At 59.1% G+C, this 15,443-nt stretch carries 20 protein-coding genes and 1 pseudogene; 20 read left to right on the forward strand and 1 reads right to left on the reverse strand.

Features of this window, described 5'->3' with window-relative positions:
• Positions 1 to 359: 359 nt before the first annotated feature.
• The 20 genes and pseudogenes from rpsL to ACTNA2_RS06015 all read left to right on the forward strand — a co-directional run bounded on the left by rpsL (position 360) and on the right by ACTNA2_RS06015 (position 14,339).
• Positions 360 to 737, forward strand: a complete 378-nt coding sequence (gene rpsL / locus ACTNA2_RS05920) for a 30S ribosomal protein S12 (RefSeq protein WP_154514699.1) — start codon at positions 360 to 362, stop codon at positions 735 to 737.
• A gap of 73 nt (positions 738 to 810) precedes the next feature.
• Positions 811 to 1,284, forward strand: coding sequence for a 30S ribosomal protein S7 (rpsG, locus tag ACTNA2_RS05925; RefSeq protein ID WP_006235013.1), 474 nt, complete (start codon positions 811 to 813; stop codon positions 1,282 to 1,284).
• Positions 1,285 to 1,303: 19 nt separating this feature from the next.
• Complete coding sequence (gene fusA, locus ACTNA2_RS05930) at positions 1,304 to 3,403, forward strand: elongation factor G (protein ID WP_154514697.1); 2,100 nt, start codon at positions 1,304 to 1,306, stop codon at positions 3,401 to 3,403.
• A gap of 60 nt (positions 3,404 to 3,463) precedes the next feature.
• Positions 3,464 to 3,772 (forward strand): 30S ribosomal protein S10, encoded by a 309-nt coding sequence (gene rpsJ / locus ACTNA2_RS05935; protein WP_427717612.1) that lies wholly within the window; start codon positions 3,464 to 3,466, stop codon positions 3,770 to 3,772.
• Between the two features lie 140 nt (positions 3,773 to 3,912).
• Complete coding sequence (locus ACTNA2_RS05940) at positions 3,913 to 5,067, forward strand: cation diffusion facilitator family transporter (RefSeq protein ID WP_441048872.1); 1,155 nt, start codon at positions 3,913 to 3,915, stop codon at positions 5,065 to 5,067.
• A 39-nt stretch (positions 5,068 to 5,106) separates the two neighbouring features.
• Positions 5,107 to 5,727, forward strand: a complete 621-nt coding sequence (locus tag ACTNA2_RS05945) for a histidine phosphatase family protein (RefSeq protein WP_441048873.1) — start codon at positions 5,107 to 5,109, stop codon at positions 5,725 to 5,727.
• 458 nt (positions 5,728 to 6,185) lie between these two features.
• Positions 6,186 to 6,806: a 50S ribosomal protein L3 gene (gene rplC, locus ACTNA2_RS05950; RefSeq protein ID WP_089572481.1), complete on the forward strand. Its 621-nt coding sequence runs from the start codon at positions 6,186 to 6,188 to the stop codon at positions 6,804 to 6,806.
• A 46-nt stretch (positions 6,807 to 6,852) separates the two neighbouring features.
• Positions 6,853 to 7,479 carry a 50S ribosomal protein L4 gene (rplD, locus tag ACTNA2_RS05955; RefSeq protein WP_006235032.1) on the forward strand — a complete coding sequence of 209 codons (627 nt, stop codon included), beginning with the start codon at positions 6,853 to 6,855 and terminating at the stop codon, positions 7,477 to 7,479.
• Positions 7,480 to 7,767: a 50S ribosomal protein L23 gene (gene rplW, locus ACTNA2_RS05960; protein WP_006235033.1), complete on the forward strand. Its 288-nt coding sequence runs from the start codon at positions 7,480 to 7,482 to the stop codon at positions 7,765 to 7,767.
• Positions 7,768 to 7,946: 179 nt separating this feature from the next.
• The gene (rplB, locus tag ACTNA2_RS05965; protein WP_117583062.1) at positions 7,947 to 8,777 is read left to right on the forward strand and encodes a 50S ribosomal protein L2; all 831 of its coding nucleotides are present in this window, start codon (positions 7,947 to 7,949) and stop codon (positions 8,775 to 8,777) included.
• Positions 8,778 to 8,809: 32 nt separating this feature from the next.
• Positions 8,810 to 9,070 (forward strand): 30S ribosomal protein S19, encoded by a 261-nt coding sequence (gene rpsS / locus ACTNA2_RS05970; RefSeq protein ID WP_006235035.1) that lies wholly within the window; start codon positions 8,810 to 8,812, stop codon positions 9,068 to 9,070.
• Between the two features lie 14 nt (positions 9,071 to 9,084).
• Positions 9,085 to 9,456, forward strand: coding sequence for a 50S ribosomal protein L22 (gene rplV, locus ACTNA2_RS05975; RefSeq protein WP_006235036.1), 372 nt, complete (start codon positions 9,085 to 9,087; stop codon positions 9,454 to 9,456).
• A gap of 6 nt (positions 9,457 to 9,462) precedes the next feature.
• Positions 9,463 to 10,173 (forward strand): 30S ribosomal protein S3, encoded by a 711-nt coding sequence (rpsC, locus tag ACTNA2_RS05980; protein WP_154514689.1) that lies wholly within the window; start codon positions 9,463 to 9,465, stop codon positions 10,171 to 10,173.
• Positions 10,173 to 10,589: pseudogene (gene rplP / locus ACTNA2_RS05985) on the forward strand (50S ribosomal protein L16); the annotation flags it as partial. The gene rpsC and the pseudogene rplP, both read left to right, overlap by 1 nt.
• Positions 10,590 to 10,675: 86 nt before the next feature.
• Positions 10,676 to 10,891, forward strand: a complete 216-nt coding sequence (rpmC, locus tag ACTNA2_RS05990; protein ID WP_006235039.1) for a 50S ribosomal protein L29 — start codon at positions 10,676 to 10,678, stop codon at positions 10,889 to 10,891.
• Between the two features lie 16 nt (positions 10,892 to 10,907).
• Positions 10,908 to 11,168: a 30S ribosomal protein S17 gene (rpsQ, locus tag ACTNA2_RS05995; RefSeq protein WP_006235040.1), complete on the forward strand. Its 261-nt coding sequence runs from the start codon at positions 10,908 to 10,910 to the stop codon at positions 11,166 to 11,168.
• A 118-nt stretch (positions 11,169 to 11,286) separates the two neighbouring features.
• A complete protein-coding gene (rplN, locus tag ACTNA2_RS06000; RefSeq protein ID WP_117734331.1) occupies positions 11,287 to 11,655 on the forward strand; it encodes a 50S ribosomal protein L14 in 369 nt (122 codons plus the stop codon).
• 13 nt (positions 11,656 to 11,668) lie between these two features.
• The gene (gene rplX / locus ACTNA2_RS06005; RefSeq protein ID WP_006235043.1) at positions 11,669 to 11,974 is read left to right on the forward strand and encodes a 50S ribosomal protein L24; all 306 of its coding nucleotides are present in this window, start codon (positions 11,669 to 11,671) and stop codon (positions 11,972 to 11,974) included.
• A gap of 535 nt (positions 11,975 to 12,509) precedes the next feature.
• Positions 12,510 to 13,589, forward strand: a complete 1,080-nt coding sequence (locus tag ACTNA2_RS06010) for a Gfo/Idh/MocA family protein (protein ID WP_441048874.1) — start codon at positions 12,510 to 12,512, stop codon at positions 13,587 to 13,589.
• A gap of 3 nt (positions 13,590 to 13,592) precedes the next feature.
• Positions 13,593 to 14,339 carry a DeoR/GlpR family DNA-binding transcription regulator gene (locus ACTNA2_RS06015; protein WP_427717633.1) on the forward strand — a complete coding sequence of 249 codons (747 nt, stop codon included), beginning with the start codon at positions 13,593 to 13,595 and terminating at the stop codon, positions 14,337 to 14,339.
• A 444-nt stretch (positions 14,340 to 14,783) separates the two neighbouring features.
• On the opposite strand, the gene ACTNA2_RS06020 is transcribed toward ACTNA2_RS06015, so the two are convergent.
• A complete protein-coding gene (locus ACTNA2_RS06020) occupies positions 14,784 to 15,443 on the reverse strand; it encodes an RluA family pseudouridine synthase (RefSeq protein ID WP_441048875.1) in 660 nt (219 codons plus the stop codon).

The following is a 15,443-nucleotide window of genomic DNA, read 5'->3' on the forward strand; positions in this document are numbered from 1 at the left end:
TGACGAGCACGTAGGATTCCCGGTCCGGGCGGCCCCCGGGGTTAAGTTTGTCGCGAGTTCCGCACGAGCCGGAGGCCACTTAATGTGGCCTCCGTGCGAGTCAGGACTGTAGAGCAGCAAACTTAACCCCTGGGCCGCCCGTCCCGGAAATCCGCCCTCGCGCACAGGAGGGGATTCCTTTTGTGTAGGCTTTGCGGAAATGTGGCTATTTTAGGATACGCCCGGCGGCGTGGTCTGTTGACGACACAGCTAACGGCACGTATCCTATCGAACTGCGTGTTTCGTAGGGGGATGCTGACCCCTCGATTCAAGCCGTTGCACTTTACAGAAAGCTGGAATCATTCGAGAAGGAGTACGCTTTGCCTACTATTAACCAGCTGGTTCGCCAGGGCCGTCGTTCCGCGCCCAAGAAGTCCAAGAACGCTGCTCTGCAGCACAACTCCCAGAAGCGCGGCGTGTGCACCCGCGTCTTCACCACGAGCCCCAAGAAGCCGAACTCGGCTCTTCGTAAGGTTGCCCGTGTTCGCCTCGTCAACGGCATCGAAGTTACTGCTTACATTCCGGGTGAGGGCCACAACCTGCAGGAGCACTCCATCGTGCTCGTCCGCGGCGGTCGTGTTCGTGACCTCCCTGGTGTCCGTTATCACGTCATCCGTGGCGCCTACGATGCTGCTCCGGTCCAGAACCGTATGCAGGCCCGTTCCAAGTACGGTGCTAAGCGCCCCAAGGCCAAATAAGCCAGATAACGTTTTGATACTTTCGCCGTGTGCCGCCTAAGCGCCGCACGGTAGACACTTAAGGAGATTTCACATGCCGCGTCGTGCAGCAGCTAATCGTCGTGAGGTTCAGCCTGACGCCGTTTACAACAACCGCCTGGTGACTCAGCTCATCAACAAGGTCCTTCTTGACGGCAAGAAGGCCACCGCTGAGCGCATCGTTTACACCGCTTTCGAGATCGTTGCCGAGAAGTCCGAGGGTGGCGACGCTCTCGCTACCTTCAAGAAGGCTATGGACAACGTCAAGCCCACGCTCGAGGTTAAGCCCAAGCGTGTCGGTGGCGCTACCTATCAGGTCCCGATGGAGGTCAACTCCCGTCGTTCCACTGCTCTGGGCATCCGCTGGATCGTCAACTTCTCCCGCGCTCGCAAGGAGAAGACCATGGCTGAGCGTCTCGCAAACGAGATTCTGGACGCTTCCAACGGCCTGGGCGCTTCCGTCAAGAAGCGTGAGGACGTCTTCAAGATGGCCGAGGCCAACCGCGCGTTCTCTCACTATCGTTGGTAAGTTAAGGTAAGGAACTAACATGGCTAAGGCTAAGCACAAGCTTTCCGATACCCGTAACATCGGCATCATGGCCCACATCGATGCCGGTAAGACCACCACGACCGAGCGTATTCTTTACTACACCGGTAAGACCCACAAGATCGGTGAGGTCCATGAGGGCGCTGCCACCATGGACTGGATGGTTCAGGAGCAGGAGCGCGGCGTAACCATTACCTCCGCTGCTACCACGTGCTTCTGGAACAAGGACGGTAAGGACTACCGCATCCAGATCATCGACACCCCGGGCCACGTTGACTTCACCGCCGAGGTCGAGCGCTGCCTGCGCGTCCTCGATGGCGCTGTCGCCGTCTTCGACGCCGTTGCCGGCGTCCAGCCCCAGTCTGAGACCGTTTGGCGTCAGGCTTCTACCTTCAACGTTCCCCGCATCGCCTTCATCAACAAGTATGACCGCGTGGGCGCTGACTTCTTCAACGCTATCGAGACCATGAAGGATCGTCTCGACGCTAACGCCGTGGCCGCTCAGGTCCCGATGGGCGCCGAGGACAACTTCTGGGGCGTCATCGACCTGGTCACCATGACTGCATGGGACTTCAAGGCCGACGAGAAGGGCATGACCTACCCCGAGCCGATGGATGAGATCCCGGCTGAGTTCGCCGACATCGCTGCCACCAAGCGCGAGGAGCTCCTCGACGCCGCTGCCAGCTTTGACGACGAGCTCATGGAGAAGATCCTCATGGAGGAGGACTTCACCGTCGAGGAGCTCAAGGCTGCTCTGCGCAAGGGCGTTCTGGCCAACGAGCTCAACCTCGTCTTTGTGGGCTCCGCCTACAAGAACAAGGGCGTTCAGGAGCTGCTCGACGCTGTCGTCGACTACCTGCCCAGCCCCCTCGACGTTGAGGCCGTCACCGGTACCGATCCGGAAACCGGCGAGGAGATCGTGCGTCATCCCTCCTTCGACGAGCCCTTCTCCGGCCTAGTCTTCAAGATCATGACCGACCCGTTCGTCGGTAAGCTCACCTACGTCCGCGTTTATTCCGGTCGCGCCGAGTCCGGCTCCTACGTGGTCAACGCCTCCAACGGTCAGCGCGAGCGCCTCGGCCGCATCCTCGAGATGAACGCCGCCGAGCGTATCGACCGTGACGACGCTTGCGCCGGTGACATCGTCGCCTGCGTCGGCTTCAAGAACTCCACCACCGGTGACACCCTGTGCGCCGAGGGCAAGGAGATCGTCCTCGAGAAGATCGAGTTCGCTAAGCCCGTTATCGACGTTGCCATCGAGCCCAAGACCAAGGCCGAGCAGGACAAGATGTCCCTGGCTCTGACCAAGCTCGCCGAGGAGGATCCGACCTTCACGGTGTCCACCAACCACGAGACCGGCCAGACCATCATCGCCGGCATGGGCGAGCTGCACCTCGAGATCATCGTTGACCGTCTGCTCCGTGAGTTCAAGGTTGACGCTAACGTCGGTAAGCCCCAGGTTGCCTACCGCGAGACCGCTGGTCACGACGTCGAGAGGGCTGAGGGCAAGTTCGTCCGTCAGTCCGGCGGTCGCGGTCAGTACGGCCACGCCGTCATCAAGCTCGAGAAGATGGAGGAGGGCTTCGGCTACGAGTTCGTCAACGCTATCGTCGGCGGCGTCGTGCCCAAGGAGTACATCCCGTCCATCGACAAGGGCATCCAGGAGGCCCTGAACACCGGTGTTATCGCCGGCTTCCCGGTCCTCGACGTTAAGGTCACCCTGTTCGACGGTTCTTACCACGAGGTCGACTCCTCCGAGGCCGCCTTCAAGATCGCCGGTTCCATGGCTATCAAGGACGCCCTCAAGAAGTCCGATCCGCAGCTGCTCGAGCCGATCATGGCTGTCGAGGTCGAGACCCCCGAGCAGTACATGGGCGACGTTATGGGCAACCTCTCCGGTCGCCGCGGCAAGATCGAGGGCATGGAGGATCGCAAGAACACCAAGCTCATCCGTGCCAAGGTGCCGCTGGGCGAGATGTTCGGTTACGCTACCGACCTTCGCTCCCAGACCCAGGGCCGTGCATCCTACACGATGCAGTTCGACTCTTATGAGCCTGCGCCCAAGTCCATCGTGGACGAGGTCATGAGCAAGAACGCCTAAGTTCGAGCTCCCTGTTACGTAATCCGCGAGAACATCTCTCGCACTCTTTGGAGGTTTAAGTTGGCTACCCAGAAGATCCGCATTCGCCTCAAGGGCTATGATCACGAGGTCGTCGATCAGTCCGCGAAGCTCATCGTCGAGACCGCTCAGAAGACCGGCGCTCGCGTTTCCGGTCCTGTCCCCCTGCCCACCGAGCGCAACCTGTACACGGTTATCCGCTCGCCGCACAAGGACAAGGACTCCCGCGAGCAGTTCGAGATGCGCACCCACAAGCGCCTCATCGACATCCTCGACCCCACCTCGGGCACCGTTGATTCGCTCATGCGTCTCGACCTCCCCGCTGGCGTCGACATCGACATCAAGCTCTAAGCTTTTTGCTCGATAGTGCGATTTGTAAGGCCGCAGCCCTAAGGGTTGCGGCCTTTTTTGTATCGATGGGGTAAAGGGTCTACACTACTGAGCTATTCGACAAACGGGTGTATGAGTAAAACTGTTGGGGGCAGATATAGATGGTCGAGTGGATCGTTCGTCGTGCGCAGGGCGACCGTGCGCGCGTGGGCACGTTGACGGGCGTGGTGTGTATTCTCGCCAATGTGGCACTATGCGCTGCGAAGGGTGCAATTGGCGTGCTGTCGGGATCGGTTTCGATTGTGGCGGACGCCATGAACAACCTGTCCGATGCCAGCTCAAACATCGTGAGCGTGCTTGGCTTTAAGCTGGCGGGCAAGCCGGCAGACCCCGAGCACCCTTACGGCCATGGCCGCTACGAGTATCTCTCGGGTCTGGTCGTGGCGGCGCTCGTGCTGTTCATCGGTCTCGAACTTGTGAAGTCCTCGTTTGAGCGCATCGTCCACCCCGAACCCGTCGAGTTCTCGCTTGCCCTGGTGGCAGTCTTGGCGCTTTCGATGGCTGTTAAACTGTGGATGGCGGCTCTCAACCAAAAGCTCGGTGACCGTATTGAGTCTGAGACGCTGCATGCGACCGCGCAGGATTCCAAGAACGATGTCCTTGCCACAGGCGCCGTGTTAGCGTGCGCAATTGTTTCGCAGGTGACGCATATCAATCTTGATGCTTGGGTCGGCCTTGCCGTTGGCGCCTATATTGGCTGGAGCGGTTTTGAGCTCATCCAGGATACGGTGAGCCCGCTTTTGGGTCAGGCGCCCGATCCCAAGCTGGTCGAACATATTCGCGGCAAGATCATGAGCTACCCTGGCGTTTTGGGCGTTCATGACCTAATGGTTCACGACTACGGCCCGGGCAGGAAGTTCGCAAGCGCTCACGCCGAGATGGCGGCCGAGGCCAGCCCGCTGGAAAGTCATGACACGCTCGATAACATTGAACAGGCATTTAGGGACGAAGACGACATGATTGTCACGCTTCACTACGATCCCATCGTGACCGATGATCCCAAGGTGGCGAGCATGCGCTTGCGCATTCACGCCATGGCCCAACAGATCGATAGCCGCCTTTCGATTCATGACCTGCGCTGTGTGCCGGGTCCTACGCACACCAACGTGATCTTTGACTGCGTGCGTCCCTCGGATTTGGGCATGGGGTCCGATGAGCTCAAGCACGCGTTGGCCCAGAGGGTCGAATCGGAATATCCCAAGTCGATTGCCAAGATTACGATCGACGATGACTACGTAGGGCATACCCACGAGTAGGTCTGCGCCGGCAAAGCACGTTATACAGAAGGGGAGAATATGAAGAGGCTGTATCTGCTCCGCCACGGCCAGACGGAATTCAACGTAAAAAAGCTCGTCCAGGGTCGCTGTGATTCACCGCTTACCGATTTGGGCCGTCAACAGGCCCAAGCGGCAGCCGAATGGCTCAAAGCCCACGGCGTCGTCCCCGACAAAGTGGTCTCATCGCCTTTAGGCCGAGCCATGGACACGGCAAGTCTCGTCGCATGCGAGATCCTCGGTCCGGATGCTACTGTCGAGCCCTGCGAAGGCATCATCGAGCGCGGCTATGGGACCTTCGAGGAAGGCCCGCACGACGCATTGCCTACCGACGTTTGGGATCCGGGCGAGGATTTGGTCCCCTTTGGAGGAGAAGGAAGCAAAGCGCTGCAAGAACGCATGGTAGACACCCTCACCAATCTCATGGGCGCCGAGGGCATCGAAACCCTCCTAGCAGTAAGCCACGGCAGCGCCAGCCGCCAATTCATCAAGGCTGCAGCCCCAGAGGGTTTCGAGCTCCCAGCAAAACTCCCCAACTGCGCCATTATGATCGTCGATTTCGACGATGCGCGAGAAGAGGACGATACGCCCCAATGCAAGTTCACCTTGCAGCAAATTGTGGATCCCCAACAAAGTCATTAGCTGAGCGAGCAGAGTTAAGCAGACATCAACGTGGCGTTCCCAGTGTGCGGCGGAGGGGGCGGGCCTGAGACTTATTAAGGTTGTCGCGAGTTCCGCACGAACAGGAGAGCACTTAATGTGCTCTCCGTCGTGAGCAGGACTGTAGAGCAGCAACCTTAATAAGTCTCAGGCCCGCCCCCTCCGCCGCACACTGGGAACGTGCCACGCACTTTACCTGCGTAAACAATGTGAGTGAAATATGAATCTCGATGGATACGCCCGCAGCCGTGTATACTAAACAGCTGTGTGAAACCAGGGGAGTATTCTGGCTGGACAAAATGCCTGCTTAATAGGGTTGTCAGGTAGTCCGGACGCAATACAAGGCTGGGGAGCACGTCGTGTAAGTAGTGGTCCTCTAGGGGCGTACGCTCGGTGGTGTACGCATTGTCCCAAGACCACGCGAGAGTTGGGATCATATCTTGATCAGCATGATTCTCGGCCGCAAGATTGGCATGACCCAGGTTTGGGACGAGAATGACAACGTCGTTCCCGTCACGGTCATCCAGGCTGGCCCCTGCGCTGTCTCGCAGGTTAAAACTCAGGCAACCGACGGCTATGACGCCGTCCAGATCGGTTTCGGCGACATCAAGGCCAAGAACGTGAACAAGCCCATGGCTGGTCACTTCGCCAAGGCCGGCGTCGAGCCTGTCCGCTTCCTTCGTGAGGTCCGCGTCGAGAACGGCGAGGAGCACAAGGTCGGCGAGGTCGTCACCGTCGCTGATTTCGCTGATGTCGAGAAGGTCGACGTCATCGGTACCTCCAAGGGTAAGGGCTTCCAGGGTCGCATCAAGCGCTGGGGTCAGCGCCGCGGTCCTATGACGCATGGTTCTCACTTCCAGCGTCACCCCGGTTCTATCGGTCAGTGCGCCTATCCTGCGCGCGTCCTCAAGGGCGTCAAGATGGCCGGCCACATGGGTAACGAGCGCGTTACCGTCAAGAACCTTTCCGTTGTCCGCATCGATGCCGAGCAGAACCTCATCTTGGTCAAGGGCGCTGTCCCGGGTGCCAAGAATGGTCTCGTCGCCATCCGTATGGCCTAAGGGCCCAGCCCATTTAGCCCAGCGTCATACCAAGGAGAACACTTAAATGGCAAAGTTTGAAGTAAAGAACAGCGAGGGCAAGAAGGTCGCCGAGGCCGAGCTCGCCGCTGAGGTGTACGGCATCGAGCCGAACATCCACGTTATGCACCACATCGTCAAGTGCCAGATGGCCTCTTGGCGTCAGGGCACCCAGTCCGCTAAGGGCCGCTCTGAGGTTTCCGGTGGCGGTAAGAAGCCTTGGCGTCAGAAGGGCACCGGTCGTGCCCGCCAGGGTTCCATCCGTGCTGCCCAGTGGCGTCACGGTGGCGTTGTCTTCGCCCCCAAGCCCCGTTCCTACGCTAAGCGTATGAACAACAAGGAGGTCAAGCTGGCTATGCGCTCTGCGCTGTCCGCCAAGCTGGCCGATGGCGAGCTCGTGCTCGTCGACGACTACGGCTTCGAGAAGCCTTCCACCAAGGCTGCCGTTGCCATGCTCAAGGCTCTTGGCCTTGAGGGCAAGCGTCTGACCATCATCGTTCGCGATGAGGACGTCAACGCCTACCTGTCGTTCCGCAACATTCCCAAGACGTTCATCATCACTGCCGACGAGGCCAACACCTATGATCTCGTCAACAACAACGCTGTGCTGATGCCCGCCGACATCGCCGCTCACTTCGGGGAGGTGCTTGCATAAATGACCGCCCACGAGATCATCATCCGTCCGATCGTGTCCGAGCGTTCCTTCTCCGGCATGGAGCAGAACAAGTACACGTTCGAGGTCGCCAAGGATGCTAACAAGTATCAGATCAAGGACGCTGTCGAGGAGATCTTCGGCGTCAAGGTCGTTCGCGTGAACACCCTGACGGTCAAGCCCAAGACCAAGCGCGTGCGCTATGTCGCCGGCAAGACCCGTTCTTGGAAGAAGGCCATCGTTACGCTGGCCGAGGGCGACACCATCGAGGTCTTTGGCAACCAGGCCTAAGACTCGCTGCTGTTGAGTGAGCTCATGCCTCCCAAATAGGGGAGGCGAGAGCTCAAGGTTTTGGGCGTATAAAATGGACACGCCCGGAACCGTGTATACGTCCGGTGTCATCGCACCCGAGGCAGAACCTCGAATCCCTGTCTGCGATGGCTAACGGATACCTATTGAAAGGGATTGTAATGGCTGTAAAGCACCTTAAGCCGACCTCCGCTGGTAGGCGTTGGCAGACGATCTCCGACTTCTCCGAGATCACCTGTACCAAGCCCGAGAAGTCTCTTCTCGAGCCCCTGCCCAAGAAGGCCGGTCGTAACAACAACGGCCGCATCACCACCCGCCACCAGGGCGGCGGCGTGAAGCGTCGTTACCGCGTGATCGACTTCAAGCGCAACAAGGACGGCGTGCCCGCCAAGGTTGCCACGATCGAGTACGATCCGAACCGTTCCGCTCGCATCGCTCTGCTGCACTATGCTGACGGTGAGAAGCGCTACATCCTGGCCCCCAAGGGCCTCGAGGTCGGTCAGACCGTCATGTCCGGTTCTGACGCCGACATCAAGCCGGGCAACGCTCTGCCCCTCGCCGACATCCCCGTCGGTACGCTCATCCACGCCGTCGAGTTCCAGCCGGGCAAGGGCGCCGCTATCGCCCGTTCCGCCGGTAACTCCTGCCAGCTGATGGGTAAGGAGGGCAAGTACGCCATCGTCCGTATGCCTTCCTCTGAGATGCGCCGCATCCTCGTTACCTGCCGCGCCACCGTCGGTGAGGTCGGCAACGCTGATCACGCCAACATCGTCATCGGCAAGGCCGGCCGTAAGCGTCACATGAACGTGCGCCCGACCGTCCGCGGTACCGTTATGAACCCTGTCGACCACCCGCACGGCGGTGGCGAGGGCAAGAACCACACCTCTGGTCGTCCCTCTGTTACCCCCTGGGGTAAGCCGACGAAGGGCCTTCGTACGCGCAAGAAGAAGAAGGTCTCGAACCAGCACATCATTCGTCGCCGTAAGAAGTAATTTCGGATACCGAGTTTTAGGAGAAAGCACTTATGAGCAGAAGTCTCAAAAAGGGCCCGTTCGTGGAGACTCGCCTTCTCTCGCGTATCACCGCGATGAACGAGGCTGGCAAGAAGGACGTCGTGAAGACCTGGTCCCGCGCGTCCACCATCTTCCCCGAGATGGTTGGTCACACCATCGCCGTCCACGACGGCCGCAAGCATGTGCCCGTGTATGTTACCGAGTCCATGGTTGGTCACAAGCTCGGCGAGTTTGCGCCGACTCGTACGTTCCGTGGCCACAAGGCCAAATAGGGGGTTAACCGTAAATGGCAACTAAGTCTATTGAAACTGAGGCCACCGAGGTTCGCGCCGTCGCTAAGTACGTGCGTGTTTCCCCCAGCAAGGCCCGCCTGGTGGTCGATCTGATCCGCCGCAAGCCTGTCGCTCAGGCCTTCGACATCCTCCACTTCTGCGACCGCGCCGTCGCCGTGGATGTCGAGAAGGTTCTCCGTTCCGCCGTTGCGAACGCCGAGAACAACAACGGTCTGCGTGCCGACAACCTGGTTGTCGCTGCTGCCTATGTTGACGAGGGTCCGACGCTTAAGCGCATCCGTCCCCGCGCCAAGGGTTCCGCTTCTCGCATTCTGAAGCGTACTTCCCACATCACCGTCGTCGTTGCTCCTCGAAAGGAGGCGTAAAGCTGTATGGGTCAGAAAGTCTACCCCACCGGCTTCCGTCTTGGCATCACCGAGAACTGGCGCTCCCGCTGGTTCGCAGAGAAGGATTACGCTAAGACCCTCGGTAACGATCTCGAGATCCGCAAGTACCTCGAGAAGCGTCTCTCCCGCGCAGCTGTCTCCCGCGTCGAGATCGAGCGCGCTGGCGACAAGGTGAAGGTCATCATCTTCACCGCTCGCCCCGGCGTTGTCATCGGTAAGAAGGGTGCCGAGATCGATACCCTCCGTACCGAGCTCGAGAAGGTCGCTGGCGTCTCCAAGGGCCAGCTCTCCGTCGACGTTGTCGAGATCAAGCGCCCCGAGCTCGACGCCAACCTCGTTGCTCAGTCTATCGCTGAGCAGCTCGAGGGCCGCGTTGCCTTCCGTCGCGCTATGCGCAAGGCTGTCCAGTCCGCCCGCAAGGCCGGCGCCAAGGGCATCCGTATCCAGTGCTCCGGTCGTCTCGGCGGTGCCGAGATGGGCCGTCGTGAGTGGTACCGTGAGGGTCGCGTGCCTCTGCACACCCTCCGTGCCAAGATCGACTACGGCACGGCTGTCGCCAGCACCACCATGGGCGCTTGCGGCGTGAAGGTCTGGATCTACCTGGGCGAGAAGCTCCCGGGCCAGCCTGTTCCCAACCCTGCACTCGAGGGCTCTTCCCGTCCTCGTCGTCGTAACTCCGAGAGGAGGGGTCAGTAGTGCTTGCCCCTAAGCGTATTCTTCACCGCAAGGTGCAGCGTGGCTCCATGAAGGGCCAGGCCAAGGGTAATACCGAGCTGCATTTCGGCGAGTTTGGTATCCAGGCTCTCGAGGCCCATTGGATCACCAACCGTCAGATCGAGGCCGCTCGTATTGCCATGACCCGCTACATGAAGCGTGGCGGTCGTGTCTACATCACGATCTTCCCCGATAAGCCCATCACCAAGAAGCCTGCCGAGACTCGCATGGGTTCTGGTAAGGGTAACCCCGAGGAGTGGGTGGCCGTCGTCAAGCCCGGCCGCATCATGTTCGAGGTCAAGGGTGTTCCCGAGGAGGTCGCTCGCGAGGCTCTGCGTCTTGCACAGCACAAGCTTCCCATCAAGACCAAGATTGTTGCTGCCAAGAACGCCGAGCAGCGCATCGAGAAGGAGATGGCTGAGGAGGCCGCTCTCGAGGCCAAGTGGGCTGCTGAGGACGCCGCCGCCGCCAAGGAGGAGAACTAATGAAGCCCGCAGAGATTCGTGAGCTCTCGGACGCTCAGCTCGTTGAGAAGCTGAAGGAAATGCGCGCCGAGCTCTTTAACCTTCGTTTCCAGATGGCCACCAGCCAGCTGGACAACACCGCTCGCGTCAACACCGTGAAGAAGGACATCGCTCGCGTCCTCACGGAGCAGCGCGCCCGCGAGATCGCAGCGGAGAAGTCCGCTGTCGCCGAGTAGGACCTAAGGAGAGAACATGACTGATTCGCGTAACTCGCGTAAGGTCCGTACGGGTGTCGTTACCTCCGTCTCCGGTGCCAAGACCATCGTTGTCACCATCACCGAGCGCAAGCGTCACCCCAAGTACGGCAAGATGATGACCAGCTCCAAGAAGCTGCACGCTCACGACGAGGAGTGCACGGCTGGCGTGGGCGACACCGTCCGCGTTATGGAGACCCGTCCTATGTCCAAGATGAAGCGTTGGCGCCTCATCGAGGTCGTCGAGCGCGCTAAATAAGCAGTCGCTCTTACGACTTGTACGTTTCCGAAGATGTGCGTATGCCTGGCTTGCATACCACGGGCCGCATAAAGGCTGCGCACCTCTCTTCGGTTCTTAGTTCGGAGGAACATCTACCATGATTCAGATGCAAACCATGCTGAACGTCGCCGACAACTCCGGCGCTCGCAAGATTCGCTGCATCAAGGTGCTTGGCGGTTCCAAGCGTCGTTATGCAGGCATCGGCGATGTGTTCATCGGTGCTGTCCAGGAGGCTACCCCTGGCGCCAACGTCAAGAAGAAGGACGTTGTCCGTTGCGTCGTCGTTCGCACCGTTAAGGAGATCCGCCGCAAGGATGGCTCCTACATTCGCTTTGATGATAACGCCTGCGTTGTCATCAACAACGATGGTTCGCCCGTCGGCACCCGTATCTTCGGGCCCGTCGCTCGCGAGCTTCGTGACAAGAAGTACATGAAGATCGTCTCGCTCGCTCCCGAGACCCTGTAGTTAGGGGAGATATATGTATATCAAGAAGGGCGATAAGGTCCAGGTTCTCTCTGGTAAGGATCGCGGCAAGCAGGGCGTTGTCCTGCGTGCTCTCCCTGCCGAGAACAAGGTCGTTGTCGAGGGCGTTTCGGTCGTCAAGAAGGCCGTCAAGCCCAACGCTGCCAACCAGCAGGGCGGCATCGTTTCGCAGGAGGCTCCCATCGATGCCTCCAACGTCAATCTCGTTTGCCCCGAGTGCGGTAAGGTTACCCGCGTCGGTCACGAGAAGGACGGCAAGAACAAGCTGCGCGTCTGCAAGAAGTGCGGCCACAAGTTCTAAGCTGCCCGCAACATGTAAGTTGCTAGCAAAGGCCCGGATGCCACGGCACCCGGGCCTTTTTCTATCCCTACTCATTGGGGACAGACTTAAATGAGTGGCTACTCATTGGGGATAGACATAAATGACTAGTCGTTGGGGACGTTCTTAAACGGCTAGTTGATGGGGACAGTCTTGCCACGAAAGCGTCGTACGGGGAACGCCCCCAGGTTCCGGCAGCCTGGGACAGTCCTTATGTGCCGGCAGTTAGGGATGATCTTTTGATGTCTGATGCCCCTAGGGGGCAGAGTAAGACAGCCTGCTTTGCCTTTAGGGGTTTTGGTGTTCCGCCTTTTTCTGCATCATAACGATCGATGCATGCGTATTTACGCACAGAGTCTTGCGCGATAATGCGCATAGCCGCGCAAATATCTGCTAATTATGGTTTAATAATAACCGATAAACAAATAAACACGCAAATACAAGCAAACACGCGCAAATTTGTGCGATTATAAGGTTGTTGGAAATGAAGAACTTCCGATAACTCAGGAGGCACATGATGACAGATTCCAGACAGGCTCCGCTCGACGCCGAAGCAGCCGCTAAGGCGGCGTTTGCCTCGGTCCAGGACAAGCCGTTCCCTAACGACATCTTTACGGCTCCCGAGCTTCGTTGGGCTGTGATCGGGTGCGGCGTTATCGCCAACCAGATGGCCCAGTCTCTCGCCCTTGCCGGCCGCAAGCTTGCGGGCGTCGTCAACCGTACGCTCTCCAAGGCTCAGGCTTTTGCCGAGCAGTATGGCGTCGAGAAGGTGTACGAGACGGTTGAGGACCTCTACGCCGATCCCGACATCGACGCCGTTTATATCACCACGCCGCATAACACGCATATCACCTACCTGCGCGCCGCTCTGGCAGCTGGCAAGCACGTGCTCTGCGAGAAGGCCATCACCCTCAACTCCGCCGAGCTCGACGAAGCACGTGCCATTGCCGACGAGCATAACGTGGTCCTTATGGACGCCACCACGGTGCTCCACATGCCCTTGTATCGGGAGCTGCGCCGCCGCATGGATGCCGGCGAGTTTGGCCGCATGAACCTCGCTCAGCTCAACTTTGGCAGCTACAAGGAATACGGCGACCTGACCAACCGTTTCTACAATCGCAACCTTGCTGGCGGTGCCATGCTCGATATTGGCGTGTATGCCCTGTCCGTCATGCGCCTCTTTATGGCAAGCCAGCCTGTTGAGGTCGTTTCGCTCGGCAACACCTGCGAGACCGGCGTTGACGTTGCGGGCGGCATTGTCTGCCGTAATGCCGAGCAGCAGCTGGGCGTGGTGAGCCTTACGCTCCACTCCAAGCAACCCAAGCGCTCGGTCATCAGCTTTGACAAGTGCTATATCGAGGTCAACGAGTATCCCCGCGCCGATCACGCGACCATCGTGTGGACTGCGGACGGGCACCGTGAGGAGGTCCACACCGGCACCGAGGCTTACGCCCTGTGCTACGAGATGGCCGACCTGGAGAAGGCCGTTGCCGGCGATGATTCGAAGCGCGCGCTTCTGGATTATGCTTCTGATGTTATGGAGCTTATGACCAAGCTCCGCGCCGACTGGGGAGTCGTGTACCCCGAGGAGGAGTAAGCGATGCTTGCGGAGGATAGGCTCAACGCAATCGTGTCGATGGTCCAGCAGGCTGGCTCGGTTACTGTGCAAGAGCTTGCCGATACCCTGGGCGTAACGGCGTCTACCATTCGGCGCGATCTGCAGACGCTCGATCGAGCACACCGTATCGCCAAGGTCCACGGCGGAGCGACAAGTCTTGAGCGCGCACACGTGACGCGCGACCTAACGCTCAATGAGCGCAGCGACCTCCATAACGACGATAAGGAGCGTATCTGCGCCCGCGCCGCGGCGCTGGTGGAGCCCGAGAGCTTTGTATACATCGACTCGGGCTCGACGACGCTCAAGCTCATCGAGCATCTTCCACACCTTGAAGATGTCACCTATGTGACCGATTCCGTGCTCCATGCTCAGCACCTCGCTTTGCGCGGCATGCGTACCGTGGTGCTGGGCGGCGAGCTCAAGCCCGAGACCGAAGCACTCGTTGGCCCCGATGCCTTGGCAACCTTAGACCGCTACAACTTCAACTGTGGCTTTTGGGGTTCTAACGGCATTGCCGCCGAGCAGGGCTTCACGGCGCCCGATATCGAGGAGGCACAAGTAAAGCGCATCTCGATGCGCCATACGGCCAAGCGCTTTGTAATCTCGGATGCCAGTAAATTTGGTATGGTGGCGCCCGTCAAGTTCGCGGACTTTCGCGACGCAACGATTATTACCGCGGGCGAGGTGCCCGCCAAGTATCGGGCAATGGACAACGTCATCACGGTCTAGCGACGGGACAAGGCCAAAACCATCACAAAGGTGCCTGTCCCCATTGTGGTGGTTAGTAACGAAAACCGAGTAGTTTTCTCAATAGAAAAGCGGCAACGTCCATCACAGGCGTTGCCGCTTTCGTTGTCCGCCGGTTTGTCTAAGTCTGTAACAACTGGACCGTTAAAAGTGGGTTAGATGTTACAGATTGAGATACTTCCGAACCGCGCCATCCCTTTGTCTCAATCTGTAACATCTGGGACCGATTTTGCCGAGTTATTGTTACAGATCGAGATTTTCCCTTGAGGGGGATTTGAATGTCTCGATCTGTAACAGATAGGCCGGAAAATGGGTTCTAACTGTTACAGATCGAGATGTTTTGGGGCCGCGGCTGAGCCATCGTGGCGGCTTGACGTTTGCCCAGATAAAACCTGCCAAAATAAACCTGTCCCTTTTTGGCAGGTTTTAGGGCTCCCAGGGGCAGGGGGCTTCGATGTAGATGTGCTCGCCGGTTACGGGATGGGTAAAGGATACGCTGTGGGCATGGAGCATGAGGCCACAGGGGCGCGGCGTTCCGTACAGGTCGTCGCCAACCAGGGGATGATGCTCGCTTGCCAGGTGCACGCGGATCTGGTGTTTGCGGCCCGTGAGCAGCTCAACATCGATATACGAACGGGTGGGCAGGCCTCGGCGGCTCTTAAGGCGCTTGAGCACCTTGACGCGCGTCTGCGACGGCTTGCCGTTGGCGCCGACGCGCATCTTGCGGCTATCGTGGCGATCGCGGGCGATGGGCTTGTCGATGAGCTTTTCGTTCCAGTCGATCTTGCCTTCGGCGAGCGCCAGATAGTGCTTTTCGAAGGCGTGGTCGATGACCATCTGGTCAAAGGCGGGCTGCGTCTGCTTGTCGAGCGAGAACAACACCACGCCGGTGGTGTCGCGGTCCAGACGGTTGAGCGGCTGCATGTCGGTCGCGGCAAAGCCGTCGCCCATCGCCAGCAAAAGGTCGCTGGCATAGTCGGTAAGCGTGCGCTCGCCGGTGCCGTCGCCGTGGACGATCATGCCGGCGGGCTTATCGATGGCCATGAGCCAGGCGTCGCAATAGAGGACTTGGGGTTCTTCGTTCAC

The sequence above is a fragment of the Collinsella sp. HCP28S3_E9 genome (genome assembly GCF_052065455.1).
GTDB lineage: Bacteria > Actinomycetota > Coriobacteriia > Coriobacteriales > Coriobacteriaceae > Collinsella.

Bases quoted from the DNA above. Each gene is read 5' to 3' on its own strand.
- rpsS (WP_006235035.1), top strand. From the start codon at position 8,810: ATGAGCAGAAGTCTCAAAAAGGGCCCGTTCGTGGAGACTCGCCTTCTC.
- rplX (WP_006235043.1), top strand. From the start codon at position 11,669: ATGTATATCAAGAAGGGCGATAAGGTCCAGGTTCTCTCTGGTAAGGAT.
- ACTNA2_RS06015 (WP_427717633.1), top strand. From the start codon at position 13,593: ATGCTTGCGGAGGATAGGCTCAACGCAATCGTGTCGATGGTCCAGCAG.
- rplN (WP_117734331.1), top strand. From the start codon at position 11,287: ATGATTCAGATGCAAACCATGCTGAACGTCGCCGACAACTCCGGCGCT.
- ACTNA2_RS05940 (WP_441048872.1), top strand. From the start codon at position 3,913: ATGGTCGAGTGGATCGTTCGTCGTGCGCAGGGCGACCGTGCGCGCGTG.
- rpsC (WP_154514689.1), top strand. From the start codon at position 9,463: ATGGGTCAGAAAGTCTACCCCACCGGCTTCCGTCTTGGCATCACCGAG.
- ACTNA2_RS05945 (WP_441048873.1), top strand. From the start codon at position 5,107: ATGAAGAGGCTGTATCTGCTCCGCCACGGCCAGACGGAATTCAACGTA.
- rpmC (WP_006235039.1), top strand. From the start codon at position 10,676: ATGAAGCCCGCAGAGATTCGTGAGCTCTCGGACGCTCAGCTCGTTGAG.
- ACTNA2_RS06010 (WP_441048874.1), top strand. From the start codon at position 12,510: ATGACAGATTCCAGACAGGCTCCGCTCGACGCCGAAGCAGCCGCTAAG.
- rplV (WP_006235036.1), top strand. From the start codon at position 9,085: ATGGCAACTAAGTCTATTGAAACTGAGGCCACCGAGGTTCGCGCCGTC.
- rplD (WP_006235032.1), top strand. From the start codon at position 6,853: ATGGCAAAGTTTGAAGTAAAGAACAGCGAGGGCAAGAAGGTCGCCGAG.
- rpsG (WP_006235013.1), top strand. From the start codon at position 811: ATGCCGCGTCGTGCAGCAGCTAATCGTCGTGAGGTTCAGCCTGACGCC.
- fusA (WP_154514697.1), top strand. From the start codon at position 1,304: ATGGCTAAGGCTAAGCACAAGCTTTCCGATACCCGTAACATCGGCATC.
- rplB (WP_117583062.1), top strand. From the start codon at position 7,947: ATGGCTGTAAAGCACCTTAAGCCGACCTCCGCTGGTAGGCGTTGGCAG.
- rpsQ (WP_006235040.1), top strand. From the start codon at position 10,908: ATGACTGATTCGCGTAACTCGCGTAAGGTCCGTACGGGTGTCGTTACC.
- rplW (WP_006235033.1), top strand. From the start codon at position 7,480: ATGACCGCCCACGAGATCATCATCCGTCCGATCGTGTCCGAGCGTTCC.